Source organism: Marichromatium sp. PS1 (genome assembly GCF_041155115.1).
GTDB lineage: Bacteria > Pseudomonadota > Gammaproteobacteria > Chromatiales > Chromatiaceae > Marichromatium > Marichromatium gracile.
Map to the genome: position 1 here is coordinate 66336 of NZ_BAAFHB010000001.1, position 13217 is coordinate 79552.

Genomic DNA, 13217 nt, shown 5'->3' on the forward strand with positions numbered 1-13217 from the left:
GACCGCCCGCGCGGTTGTCGGTCATTGAGCGTTCGGCCAGCGGGGAGCGGGCCCCGGCGGCCGGACCCATCAACCCTGCAGCACCCCCTCGACGACCGCGACCAGGTTGTCGACGGTGAAACCGAACTCCTTGAACAGCGCGCCGGCCGGGGCCGACTCGCCGAAGCGATCGATGCCGAGCACCGCGCCGCGCGAGCCGACGTACTTCCACCAACCGTCGCCGACGGCCGCCTCGACGGCCACCCGCGCCTCGACCGCGCGCGGCAGCACCGACTCGCGATAGGCCGCGTCCTGGGCGTCGAAGACGTCGGTCGAGGGCATCGACACCACGCGCACCGCGCGCTCGCCGAGCGCATCGGCGGCACCGAGGGCGAGGGCGACCTCGGAGCCGGTGGCGATGATGATCACCTCCGGGGTCCCGGCGCAATCGCGCACCACGTAGCCGCCGCGCGCGATCGCCGCCAGCTGCTCGGCGCCGCGCTCGACGTGCGGCAGCGACTGACGCGAGAAGATCAGCGCGCTCGGGCCGTCGCGCCGCTCGATCGCCTGACGCCAGGCGACCGCCGACTCGACCGCGTCGCAGGGCCGCCACACGTTCATGTTGGGGATCATGCGCAGGGTCGGGATCTGCTCGACCGGCTGGTGGGTGGGACCGTCCTCGCCGAGACCGATGGAGTCGTGGGTGTAGACGAAGATCGAGGGCACCTTCATCAGCGCCGCCATGCGCAGCGCGTTGCGGGCGTACTCGGAGAACATCAGGAAGGTCGCGCCATAGGGCACGAAGCCGCCGTGCAGGGCGATGCCGTTGATGATCGCCGACATGCCGAACTCGCGCACGCCGTAGTAGACGTAGTTGCCCGGCGCCTCGCCCTTGCCGATGCCCTTGCAGCCCTGCCACAGCGACAGGTTGGAACCGGCCAGATCGGCCGAGCCGCCGAGCAGCTCGGGGAGCAGCGGACCGAAACCGTTGAGCGCGTTCTGCGAGGCCTTGCGCGAGGCGATGCTCTCGCCCTTGGCGGCGACCTCGGCGATGAAGGCATCGGCCTGCTCGGTCCAGTTCGCCGGCAGCTCGCCGGCCATGCGCCGCTCGAACTCGGCGGCCTCGGCGGGGTGGGCCTTGGCATAGGCGGCAAAGCGCTCGCGCCACGCGGACTCGGCGGCGGCGCCGCGCTCACGCGCGCTCCAGCCGGCGTAGACCTCCTTGGGGATCTCGAACGGCGGGTGGTTCCAGCCCAGCGCCTCGCGGGTGAGGGCGATCTCCTCCTCGCCGAGCGCGGCGCCGTGGCAGGACTCCTTGCCCTGCTTGTTGGGCGAGCCGTAACCGATGATGGTCTGGCAGCAGATCAGCGTCGGTCGATCGGTGACCGCGCGCGCCTCCTCGATGGCGACCTGGATGGCGTCGGGGTCGTGACCGTCGACCTCGGGGATGACGTGCCAGCCATAGGCCTCGAAGCGCTTCGGGGTGTCGTCGAGGAACCAGCCGGGGGTATCGCCCTCGCCGCGCACCTCGCCGTCGATGGAGATGTTGTTGTCGTCATAGACGGCGATCAGCTTGCCCAGACCGAGCGCGCCGGCGAGCGAGCAGGCCTCGTGCGAGATCCCCTCCATCAGACAGCCGTCGCCGAGGAAGGCATAGGTGTAGTGATCGACGATGTCGTGACCGGGGCGGTTGAACTGGGCGGCGAGCGCCTTCTCCGCGATCGCCATGCCGACGGCGTTGGTGATGCCCTGGCCGAGCGGCCCGGTGGTGGTCTCGACGCCGGGGGCATAGCCGTACTCGGGGTGTCCCGGGGTCTTGGAATGGAGCTGGCGGAACTGCTTGAGGTCCTCGATACCGAGGTCGTAGCCGGTGAGATGGAGCAGAGAATACAGCAGCATCGAGCCGTGCCCGTTGGAGAGCACGAAGCGATCGCGATCGGGCCACTGGGGGTTGGCCGGGTTGTGGTTCATGAAGTCGTTCCACAACACCTCGGCGATGTCGGCCATGCCCATCGGCGCGCCCGGATGCCCGGACTTGGCCTTCTGCACCGCATCCATGGCGAGTGCCCGGACGGCGTTGGCGAGTTCTCTGCGTGAGGACATGAGCCCCTCCTGAAGTTGACGATGACGAAGATACTGATTGTGCGGACCGGGGCGCCGAGGCATCACGGCGGACTGAGGCTCACCCGGAAACGGCCCGCGAATGCGATGAATGTGGCGTGCGGGGCTGGCGGCCGCATCGAGCAGGGAAGTTTCCATCCTCCGGCCCGGGGCGAGGACGCGCGAGTTGGCCGGAGATTCCCACACAGGGCCTTTGATTGTGAACCAAAGGTCCAGGGTCGGACATCAAAACAAACTTATACCGCCAAAAACTATTTTAACATTTCATAATATTCAGGATTGACGCTTGAAATACCACATCAGTTTACCACCGCGCCGGGCGGGCCGGCGCGGGCCGGGCCGTGCTCAGCCCTCCATCCACTTGATCGAGCAGCCCATGCTCGGGATCTGCTCGGCCGGGCCGCGTCCGCTCAGCGCGACCTCGCGCATCGCCTCGAACAGGTCGCGGCGCACGTCGGCGGGGGCGGCCTGCTTGCGACTGGCATCGAGCCGACCGCGATACTGCAGCTCGAGCGCGGCGTTGTAGCCGAAGAAGTCGGGGGTGCAGACCGCACCATAGGCCTTGGCCACCGCCTGGTCGGCGTCGTAGAGATAGGGGAAGGGAAAGGCGAAACGCTCGGCGATCTCGCGCATGTTGTCGAACGAGTCCTCGGGGTAGTCGGCGACGTCGTTGGACATGATCGCCACGCTGCCGATGCCGAGCGTGGCCAGCTCGGCGGCATCGCGCACGATACGCTCACGCACCGACTGGACGTAAGGGCAGTGGTTGCAGATGAACATCACCAGCAGCCCGCGCTCGCCGCTGCAGGCATCGCGCGTCCAGGTACGGCCGTCGACGCCCGGCAGGGCGAAATCCGGGGCCGGCTGGCCGAAGTCACACACGGGGGTCTCGAGTGAAACCATGACGGGGATCCTCCGAGTTGGCGGTTCGATGGTGCGGGGCCGCCCCTGGCGGGCGCGACCAAAGGGGACATCAGCGTCCTCGCGGGCACGACGCCGGCGAGCACGGCCCCGGGCAACATGCCACATCCGCCCCCTCGGGCGCATCCCCACCCCCGCGCCCCGGCGGTCGGGGAGGATGTCGGCGACCCGTCCGCGCCCCGCATGTTACCGGAACGGAAGGGGATTCCAAATCTCGCCCCGATCGCCGCCGATCGCCGCCTCATGAGGCCGCGGCGCGGGCTTCGCGAACGTCACGCGAGCCGCTATCATGAGCGGCTTCATCAACGCGCCACCCCGGCGCCATGAATAGGGCTCGACTCGTATGAGCAAGGACTACATCTTCACCTCGGAATCGGTCTCCGAAGGACATCCGGACAAGATGGCAGACCAGATCTCGGACGCCGTCCTCGACGAGATCTACCGCCGCGACCCCAACCACGCCAAGGCGCGCGTGGCCTGCGAGACCCTGGTCAAGACCGGCTTCGTGATGCTCGCCGGCGAGATCACGGTGACCGACGCCAACCTCAAGATCGACTACGAGCGCGTGGTGCGCGAGGTGGTCAAGGACATCGGCTACGACAACTCCGAGGTCGGCTTCGACGGCAACACCTGCGGCGTGATGATCGCCCTCGGCGAGCAGTCCAAGGACATCAACCAGGGTGTCGATCGCGAGAGCGAGGAGGCCCAGGGCGCCGGTGACCAGGGGCTGATGTTCGGCTATGCCACCAACGAGACCGACATGCTGATGCCGGCGCCGATCGACTACGCCCACCGTCTGGTGAAGCGTCAGGCCGAGGTGCGCAAGAACGGCACCCTGCCCTGGCTGCGCCCCGACGCCAAGTCGCAGATCACCATGCGCTACCGCGACGGCAAGCCGGTCGGCGTCGACGCCGTGGTGCTCTCCACCCAGCACGGCGAGGAGGTCAGCGAGCGCGTGCTGCAGGAGGCGGTGATGGAGGAGATCATCAAGCCCGTGCTCGGCGCCACCGGCTGGCTCAACGCCGAGACCAAGTACCACATCAACCCCACCGGCAAGTTCGTCATCGGCGGTCCGGTCGGCGACTGCGGCCTGACCGGGCGCAAGATCATCGTCGACACCTACGGCGGCATGGCCCGTCACGGCGGCGGCGCCTTCTCCGGCAAGGACCCGTCCAAGGTCGACCGCTCGGCCGCCTACGCCGGTCGCTATGTCGCCAAGAACATCGTCGCCGCCGGGCTCGCCGACAAGTGCGAGATCCAGGTCTCCTACGCCATCGGCGTCGCCGAGCCGACCTCGGTCTCGATCGAGACCTTCGGCACCGCGCATGTGAGCGAGGAGCGCATCATCGAGCTGGTGCGCGAGCACTTCGACCTGCGCCCCTATGGCATCATCAACATGCTTGACCTGACCAACCACGAACTGATCAAGTATCGCGATACCGCTGCCTACGGTCACTTCGGTCGTCCCGAGGCCGGCTTCACCTGGGAGCGGACCGACAAGGCAGAGGCGCTGCGCGCCGCCGCCGGGCTCTAAGCCCACCCAGCCCCCCGCCACCGAGGAGCGCTGCAACCCGGGACCACCGAGGTCCGGGCCAGGCTCGGGGACGGGGCATACAGTTCGAACGGCGCTCACTCACGATTCATCAGGAAGAGTTGATCAACCATGAGTGAGTTCACCGATTACAAGGTCGCTGACATCACCCTCGCCGACTTCGGTCGTCGCGAGATCGCCATCGCCGAGACCGAGATGCCGGGCCTGATGGCCCTGCGCGAGAAGTACGGCCCCTCCAAGCCCCTCGCCGGCGCCCGCATCACCGGCAGCCTGCACATGACCATCCAGACCGCCGTGCTGATCGAGACCCTGGTCGCGCTCGGCGCCGAGGTGCGCTGGTGCTCGTGCAACATCTTCTCCACCCAGGATCACGCCGCCGCCGCGATCGCCGCTGGTGGCATCCCGGTCTATGCCTGGAAGGGCGAGACCCTGGAGGAGTACTGGTGGTGCACCGAGCAGGTGCTCAACTGGCCCGACGGCCAGGGCCCGAACATGATCCTCGACGACGGCGGCGACGCCACCCTGCTGGTGCACAAGGGCGTGGACTACGAGAAGGCCGGCGCGGTCCCCGCGCCCACCGCCGAGGACAACGAGGAGTGGACCGCGGTGCTCGGCGTGCTCGGGCGCACCTTCGAGCGTGACAACCAGCACTGGCACAAGATCGCCGAGGGCATCAAGGGCGTCACCGAGGAGACCACCACCGGTGTCCACCGTCTCTACGAGATGGCCAAGAACGGTTCGCTGCTGTTCCCCGCGATCAACGTCAACGACTCGGTGACCAAATCCAAGTTCGACAACCTCTACGGTTGTCGCGAGTCGCTCGTCGACGGCATCAAGCGCGCCACCGACGTGATGATCGCCGGCAAGATCTCCATGGTCTGCGGCTATGGCGACGTCGGCAAGGGCTGCGCGCAGTCGCTGCGCGGACTCGGCGCCACCGTGTGGGTCTCGGAGATCGACCCGATCTGCGCCCTGCAGGCGGCGATGGAAGGCTTCCGCGTGGTGACTATGGAAGAGGCGGCGCCGATCGCCGACATCTTCGTCACCACCACCGGCAACAAGGACATCATCCGTCACGAGCACATGGCGGCGATGAAGAATCAGGCGATCGTCTGCAACATCGGTCACTTCGACAACGAGATCGACATCGCCAGCGTCAGCCAGTACCAGTGGGAGGAGATCAAGCCGCAGGTCGATCACATCATCTTCCCCGACGGCAAGCGCATCATCATGCTCGCCCAGGGTCGACTGGTGAACCTCGGCTGCGCCACCGGCCACCCGAGCTTCGTGATGTCCAACAGCTTCACCAACCAGGTGCTGGCACAGATCGAGCTCTTCACCAAGGAAGACGCGTACCCGATCGGCGTCTACATCCTGCCCAAGCACCTCGACGAGGAGGTCGCGCGACTGCATCTGGACAAGATCGGCGCGCACCTGACCACCCTCACCGAGGATCAGGCGGCCTACATCGGCGTCGATGTGAACGGACCGTACAAGCCCGAGCACTACCGCTACTAAGCGGCTCGCGCGTCCCGGACGCGGCGGTCGCGGCCTCTTGGCCACGGCCGTCGCGGCCGCCACGGTTCCTCACCTCAACTCATCTCGCGACCGTCGCGCACCGCGCACCCGCGTCCTCGCGCGGCGGTAGCCGGAGTGCCAGAGCATGTCGCCACAAGATCCCACCCCGACCTACAGTCTCGAACTCTTTCCGCCCAAGACCGCCGAGCGCATGGAGCGGCTCAAGAGCGAGATCACCACCCTCAACACCGTCTCGCCGCGGTATTTCTCGGTCACCTACGGCGCCGGCGGCTCGACCCGCAAGGGCACCTTCGAGACCGTCTCCTGGCTGCGCAGCCAGGGCATCGACACCGCCCCCCACCTCGCCTGCATCGGCTCTCCCCGGGCCGAGGTCGAGGAGCTGCTGGAGCACTACCGCGAGCAGGGCATCGAGCGCCTGGTGGCGCTGCGCGGCGACCTGCCCTCGGGCATGGGCGGCGGACTCGGCGGTGACTTCCGCTATGCCAACGAACTCGTCGAGTTCATCCGCGAGCGCACCGGCGATCACTTCCGCATCGAGGTCGCGGCCTATCCCGAGTACCACCCCCAGTCCGGCACCCCGGACCGCGATCTGGCCAATTTCAAGCGCAAGGTCGAGGCCGGCGCCGACGCCGCCATCACCCAGTACTTCTACAACGCCGACGCCTATTTCGCCTTCATCGAGCGCTGCCAGGCAGAGGGCATCGACATCCCCATCGTGCCCGGCATCATGCCGATCACCAACCACAGCCAGCTCGCCCGCTTCTCCGACGCCTGCGGCGCCGAGATCCCGCGCTGGATCCGCCGTCGGCTCGAGGGCTTCGGCGACGATCTCGCCAGCACCCGCGAGTTCGGTCACGAGGTGGTGCTGCAGCTGTGCCGGCGCCTGATCGAGGGCGGCGCCCCCGGACTGCACTTCTACACCATGAACCAGTCCGGCCCGACGCTGCGTCTGTGGCAGGAGCTGGGACTGCCCACCGACGACTGAGCCAGCCAACGCCGGCGCGCGCCCCGGACGCGCCGGCGCCTCAGTCGTAGCGCTCGTCCTTCCAGCGTCGCAGCGCGGCGAACACCGCCGCCGGCTCCTCCAGCGCCTCGCCGGCGAAGTGCTCGGCGGCCGCGCGCACCTCGGGCACCGCAACCCGCAGGAAGGGATTGGTCGCCAGCTCCTCGGCGAGCGTGCTCGGCACCGTCGCGCGGCCTGCCGCACGCGCCGCGCGCACCGCGGCGATGCGCGCCTCGAGCGCTGCGTGCTGCGGCTCGACCCACTGGGCGAAGCCGAGGTTGGCCTCGGTGTACTCGTGGGCGCAATAACACCGCGTCTCCGGCGCCAGCCGCGCGATCCGCGCCAGCGAGCGCGCCAGCTGCTCGGCGGTGCCGTCGAACACCCGGCCACAGCCGGCGGCGAACAGGGTATCGCCGCAGAACAGCCGCCCCTCGCCGAGATAGGCGACATGGGTCGCGGTATGACCCGGCACCTCCAGCACCCGGAAGGTCACGCCGAGCCCGGCGGGCTCGATGGCGTCCCCCTCCCCCACCCGATGATGCGCCAGCGCGATGCGCGCATCCTCCGGGGCGTAAACGACCGCCTCGGGGAAGGCGGCGCAGAGCGTCTCGACGCCACCGATGTGGTCACCGTGATGATGGGTGAGCAGCACCGCCGCGAGATGCAGCCCGTGCTCGCTGAGATAGGCCAGCACCGGCGCGGCCTCGCCCGGATCGACCAGGGTCGCGCCGGCGCCACCGGGGGCGCGCAGCAGCCAGATGTAGTTGTCCTCGAAGGCGGGGATGGCGATGGGTTCGAGCATGATCGACGGCTCCTCGGGCGACAGCGGGGACGGCGATGGGGGAGACGGCCGGGCGCATGACGCCCGGCACGGCTGCGGCTAGCCGGCGAGCGTCTGCTCGCGGCGCGGCGTGGTGGTCTCGAGCGCGGCGAGCGCCCGACTCACCGAGTCGTGGATACCCGCGACATCGAGCCCGCACTCGGCGAGCTGCTCGGCCTGGGTGGCATGGTCGATGTTGCGATCGGGCAGCCCGAGCTGGAGCACCGGCACCACCACGCCCTCGGCGGCGAGCAGCTCGGTGACCGCGCTGCCGGCGCCGCCGGCGACGGTGTTCTCCTCCAGGGTGACCAGCAGCGCGTGCTCGCGCGCCAGCGCGAGGATCAGCTCGCGATCGAGCGGCTTGACGAAGCGCATGTTGGCGACCGTCGCATCCAGCTCCTCGGCGACCTCCAGGGCCGGCACGACCATGGTGCCGAAGGCGAGCATCGCCACCCGACGGCCCTCGCGCACCCGCAGGCCGCGCCCGATCGGCAGCGCCGGGGCCTCGGGGTCGACGGCGACGCCGGGACCGACGCCGCGCGGATAGCGCACCAGCGCCGGGCCCTCGAACTCGTAGCCGGTCTTGAGCATCTGCCGACACTCGTTCTCGTCGGCCGGGGCCATGATCACCAGATCGGGCAGCGGACGCGAGAAGCTGAGATCGAAGCAGCCGGCGTGGGTGGCGCCGTCGGCCCCGACCAGACCACCGCGATCGACCGCCAGGGTGACGTCGAGCTGTTGCAGACAGACGTCGTGGACGAGCTGGTCGAAGGCGCGCTGGAGGAAGCTCGAATAGATCGCCACCACCGGCTTGACGCCCTCGCAGGCCATGCCCGCGGCGAGCGTCACCGCGTGCTGCTCGGCGATGCCGACGTCGTGGAAACGCTGCGGGAAGCGCTTGGCGAAGTCGCCCATCCCCGAGCCCTCGCACATCGCCGGGGTGATCGCCACCAGACGCGGATCGCGCGCGGCGGTGTCGCACAACCAGGAACCGAACACCTTGGTATAGGTCGGGCCCTTGGCCTTGGACTTGCGGAACTCGCCGGTCTGACGGTCGAAGGGGGTGACGCCGTGGAAGGTCACCGGCTGGCCCTCGGCGGGCTCGTAGCCGTGCCCCTTGTGGGTGACCACGTGCAGCAGGCGCTGTCCCGGCATGCCCTTGACGTTACGCAGGGTCTTGAGCACCGAGTCGAGGTCGTGACCGTCGATCGGGCCGATGTAATTGAAGCCGAGTTCCTCGAACAGGGTGCTCGGCATCACCATGCCCTTCATGTGCTCCTCCCAGCGCCCGACCAGCTCGCGCAGGTGCGGCATGCCGCGCAGCGCGCTCTTGCTGCCCTCGCGCATGCTGGTGTAGAGCTTGCCCGAGAGCAGTCGCGCCAGATGATTGCTGATGGCACCGACCGGGGGCGAGATCGACATCTCGTTGTCGTTGAGGATCACCGTCAGGTCGATGTCCATCGAGCCTGCGTGATTGAGCGCCTCGAAGGCCATCCCCGCGCTCAGCGCACCGTCGCCGATCACCGCGATGACGTTGCGCCGCTCGCCGCGCTGCTTGGCCGCGATCGCCATGCCCAGCGCCGCACTGATCGAGGTGCTGGAGTGACCGACGCCGAAGGTGTCGTACTCGCTCTCGCAGCGCTTGGGGAAGCCGGACAGGCCGTCCTTCTGACGCAGGCTGTGCATGCGCGCGCGCCGTCCGGTGAGGATCTTGTGCGGATAGGCCTGATGACCGACGTCCCACACCACCCGGTCCTCGGGGGTGTTGAAGACGTAGTGCAGGCCGAGGGTCAGCTCCACCACCCCGAGCCCGGCCGCCAGATGACCCCCGGTGCGCGAGACGGTATCGACGAGGAACGAGCGCAGTTCGCGCGCGACCTCCGGGAGCTGGCTCTCGGGCAGGGCGCGCAGGTCGGCCGGGGAGTCGATCGAGGCGAGAAGCGGATGCCGCTGCACGGCGGCGCCGGTATCACTCTGGGTGCGGTCGGGCATGATCTGACTGGCTGTTTTTTTGGCAGGTCGACTAGTTTAGACGAATCGATTCGGCGCTGCCCAATGCGAAAGCGCATCGGAGGGCGCCACGGCTCAGCGCCCCAGGGCCACCGGCGCGGCAATCCCACTGGCCTCGGCGATGACGAAGTCGCGAAAGGCGCGCGCCGCCGGCGACAAGCGCTTGCCCTGACGATAGACCAGGAACCAGTGACGCCGGTGCGGGAAGCCCTCGACATCGAGCACCACCAGGCGGCGCGTCTCGAGTTCGAGTTCGATGGTGTGCAGCGACACCACGCTCAGCCCCAGCCCCGAGCGCACCGCCTGCTTGACCGCCTCGTTGCGGGTCATCTGCATGCCGTGACGGATCGCCAGCCCCTGCTCGGCGAAGATCCGCTCCATCGCCTGACGGGTGCCGGAGCCGGGCTCGCGCATCACGAAGGGCTCCTCGGCCAGCCGCGCCAGCGGGATGTCGGCGACCCCGACGAGCGGGTGCTCGGGCGGGGCGATCACCACCAGCGGATTCTCCATGAAGGGCTCGGACTCGACCTCGACGCGCTCCGGCGGGCGGCCCATCAACACCAGATCCACGGCATTGCCCTCGAGCATCTGTACCAGCGACTCGCGGTTGGTGATGTCGAGATGCAGCGCGATCCCCGGATAGCGACGCTGGAACACCGCCAGCAGCCGCGGCGCGAAATAGTTGACGGTGCTCGCCGCGGCCAGGTGCAGACGGCCCCGGTTGACGCCCTTGAGCGACTCCAGCACCTCTTCCATCTCCTGCAGCGAGCGGTTGACCGCACGACTGTAATGAAAGAGCTCGCGCCCGGCCTCGGTCAGCTCGATGCGCTTGCCCAGACGCTCGAACAGCGCCAGCCCGACCGCATTCTCGAGCTGGCGCACCTGCATCGACACCGCCGGCTGGCTCAGATGCAGCTCCTCGGCGGCGCGGGTATAGCTCAGGTGGCGCGCCACCGCCTCGAATACGCGCAACTGTCGCAATGAGACGTGCATGACGAGGCCAATCAATAGAAGTAGAAGGGATAGATCATAATCTATAGCTTATATTAAACATAAGCAATATTTAGTAGTAATTATAGGGTTGTTCCATATAATCGATCCCCAGGTTCCGCCCCCGGCCACCACGACCGGGTCCGGCCCGAGAATACCGGCACAGCAGCAACACACCGAGCTCTATGCGGAGGACCGAGCATGGCCAAGACCTATAACGCGGGCGTCAAAGAATACCGCGAGACCTATTGGATGCCCGACTATACGCCGAAGGACACCGACCTCCTGGCGTGCTTCAAGATCACCCCGCAGCCCGGGGTGGCGCGCGAGGAGGCCGCGGCGGCGGTCGCGGCCGAGTCCTCCACCGGCACCTGGACCACGGTGTGGACCGACCTGCTCACCGACCTCGACCACTACAAGGGCCGCGCCTACGCCATCGAGGACGTGCCCGGCGACGACGAGCGCTTCTACGCCTTCATCGCCTACCCCATCGACCTGTTCGAAGAGGGCTCGGTGGTCAACGTTTTCACCTCGCTGGTGGGTAACGTCTTCGGCTTCAAGGCCGTGCGTGCCCTGCGTCTCGAGGACGTGCGCTTCCCCATCGCCTATGTGATGACCTGCAACGGCCCGCCGCACGGCATCCAGGTCGAACGCGACGTCATGAACAAGTACGGTCGGCCGCTGCTCGGCTGCACCATCAAGCCCAAGCTCGGACTCTCGGCGAAGAACTACGGTCGCGCCGTCTACGAGTGCCTGCGCGGCGGTCTCGACTTCACCAAGGACGACGAGAACGTCAACTCGCAGCCGTTCATGCGCTGGCGTCAACGCTTCGACTTCGTCATGGAGGCGATCGACAAGGCCGAGCGCGAGACCGGCGAGCGCAAGGGGCACTATCTCAACGTCACCGCCCCGACCCCGGACGAGATGTTCAAGCGCGCCGAGTACGCCAAGGAGATCGGCGCCCCGATCATCATGCACGACTACATCACCGGCGGCTGGTGCGCCAACACCGGACTGGCCCAGTGGTGTCGCGATAACGGCGTGCTGCTGCACATCCACCGCGCGATGCACGCGGTGATCGACCGTCACCCGCACCACGGCATCCACTTCCGCGTGCTCGCCAAGCTGCTGCGTCTCTCCGGCGGCGACCACCTCCACACCGGCACCGTGGTCGGCAAGCTCGAGGGCGATCGCGCCGCCACCCTCGGCTGGATCGACCTGCTGCGCGAGTCCTACATCGAGGAGGACCGCTCGCGCGGCATCTTCTTCGATCAGGACTGGGGCGCGATGCCGGGCGTCTTCGCCGTCGCCTCGGGCGGCATCCACGTCTGGCACATGCCGGCGCTGCTCGCCATCTTCGGTGACGACGCGGTCCTCCAGTTCGGTGGCGGCACCCTCGGCCACCCCTGGGGCAACGCCGCCGGCGCGGCGGCCAACCGGGTCGCGCTCGAGGCCTGCGTCGAGGCCCGCAACCAGGGACGCGCGATCGAGAAGGAGGGCAAGGAGGTGCTCACCGCCGCCGCCGCCCACAGCCCCGAGCTGAAGGCCGCGATGGAGACCTGGAAGGAGATCAAGTTCGAGTTCGACACCGTCGACAAGCTCGACGTCGCCCACAAGTGACCCCGGAGCCCGGGCCCGGACGGGCCCGGCACCGGCCACCCCGAGTCATCCGAGCCGACCGACCGCAGGCTCGCCGATCGTAGAGACGAGGAGGACCCCGTCCGCGGACGGGCCCGGCAACGCCGGGGAGCAGCGCGGCGCCGCGAGGCGCACGCATAACCATAAGGGGCACCAAGTCCCACGGGCGGTGCCGCCAGCGATGGCGGCGGCGACCCGACCCAACAAGATCACTCGTCGCGCCCTCGGCGCCTGTGCGGTTCCAACCATAGAGAGTGTCACCATGAGCGAAATGCAGGACTACCAATCGAGCCTCGAGGACGCGAGCAGCCGCAAGTTCGAGACCTTCTCCTACCTGCCGGCGATGAGCCCCGAGGGCATCCGCCAACAGGTCGAGTTCATCGTCTCCAAGGGTTGGAATCCGGCGATCGAGCACACCGAGCCGGAGAACGCCTTCGACCACTACTGGTACATGTGGAAGCTGCCGATGTTCGGCGAGACCGACGTCGACACCATCCTCGCCGAGGCCGAGGCCTGTCACCAGGCCCATCCCGACAACCACGTGCGCCTGATCGGCTACGACAACTACGCCCAGTCGCAGGGCGCGGCCATGGTCATCTATCGCGGCACCCCGGTCTGACCACGGCCCCGCCATCGCTTGTGAC

Annotated in this window: 10 protein-coding genes and 1 riboswitch; of the genes, 5 read left to right on the plus strand and 5 right to left on the minus strand. The window is 68.0% G+C overall.

The features are described 5' to 3' along the window. Positions 1–69: 69 nt before the first annotated feature. Together tkt and ACAM26_RS00325 are read right to left on the minus strand one after the other, a co-directional pair. The gene (tkt, locus tag ACAM26_RS00320) at positions 70–2082 is read right to left on the minus strand and encodes a transketolase (RefSeq protein WP_369612907.1); all 2013 of its coding nucleotides are present in this window, start codon (positions 2080–2082) and stop codon (positions 70–72) included. Between the two features lie 363 nt (positions 2083–2445). Beyond that, a complete protein-coding gene (locus tag ACAM26_RS00325) occupies positions 2446–3003 on the minus strand; it encodes a thioredoxin family protein (protein WP_123142913.1) in 558 nt (185 codons plus the stop codon). 361 nt (positions 3004–3364) lie between these two features. On the opposite strand from ACAM26_RS00325, the gene metK reads away from it, so the two are divergent. The 3 genes from metK to metF all read left to right on the plus strand — a co-directional run bounded on the left by metK (position 3365) and on the right by metF (position 7097). Next, positions 3365–4555: a methionine adenosyltransferase gene (gene metK / locus ACAM26_RS00330; protein ID WP_062272501.1), complete on the plus strand. Its 1191-nt coding sequence runs from the start codon at positions 3365–3367 to the stop codon at positions 4553–4555. A 16-nt stretch (positions 4556–4571) separates the two neighbouring features. Next, positions 4572–4659, plus strand: a riboswitch (S-adenosyl-L-homocysteine riboswitch). Positions 4660–4684: 25 nt separating this feature from the next. After that, positions 4685–6091, plus strand: a complete 1407-nt coding sequence (ahcY, locus tag ACAM26_RS00335; RefSeq protein WP_369612908.1) for an adenosylhomocysteinase — start codon at positions 4685–4687, stop codon at positions 6089–6091. A 145-nt stretch (positions 6092–6236) separates the two neighbouring features. Continuing rightward, the gene (gene metF / locus ACAM26_RS00340) at positions 6237–7097 is read left to right on the plus strand and encodes a methylenetetrahydrofolate reductase [NAD(P)H] (RefSeq protein WP_369612909.1); all 861 of its coding nucleotides are present in this window, start codon (positions 6237–6239) and stop codon (positions 7095–7097) included. A 40-nt stretch (positions 7098–7137) separates the two neighbouring features. Here the strand turns inward: metF and gloB are convergent, their stop codons facing one another. The 3 genes from gloB to ACAM26_RS00355 all read right to left on the minus strand — a co-directional run bounded on the left by gloB (position 7138) and on the right by ACAM26_RS00355 (position 10938). Then, entirely contained in the window at positions 7138–7917 is a 780-nt protein-coding gene (gene gloB, locus ACAM26_RS00345) for a hydroxyacylglutathione hydrolase (protein ID WP_369612910.1), read from the minus strand. Between the two features lie 78 nt (positions 7918–7995). After that, positions 7996–9927, minus strand: a complete 1932-nt coding sequence (gene dxs, locus ACAM26_RS00350; RefSeq protein WP_123142916.1) for a 1-deoxy-D-xylulose-5-phosphate synthase — start codon at positions 9925–9927, stop codon at positions 7996–7998. Between the two features lie 93 nt (positions 9928–10020). After that, positions 10021–10938 (minus strand): LysR family transcriptional regulator, encoded by a 918-nt coding sequence (locus ACAM26_RS00355; RefSeq protein ID WP_123141482.1) that lies wholly within the window; start codon positions 10936–10938, stop codon positions 10021–10023. Between the two features lie 198 nt (positions 10939–11136). Here ACAM26_RS00355 and ACAM26_RS00360 point away from each other — a divergent pair, with 198 nt between their 5' ends. Next, entirely contained in the window at positions 11137–12555 is a 1419-nt protein-coding gene (locus ACAM26_RS00360) for a form I ribulose bisphosphate carboxylase large subunit (protein ID WP_369612911.1), read from the plus strand. A gap of 280 nt (positions 12556–12835) precedes the next feature. Continuing rightward, positions 12836–13192, plus strand: a complete 357-nt coding sequence (locus ACAM26_RS00365; protein WP_005221368.1) for a ribulose bisphosphate carboxylase small subunit — start codon at positions 12836–12838, stop codon at positions 13190–13192. The last annotated feature ends 25 nt before the right edge of the window (positions 13193–13217 follow it).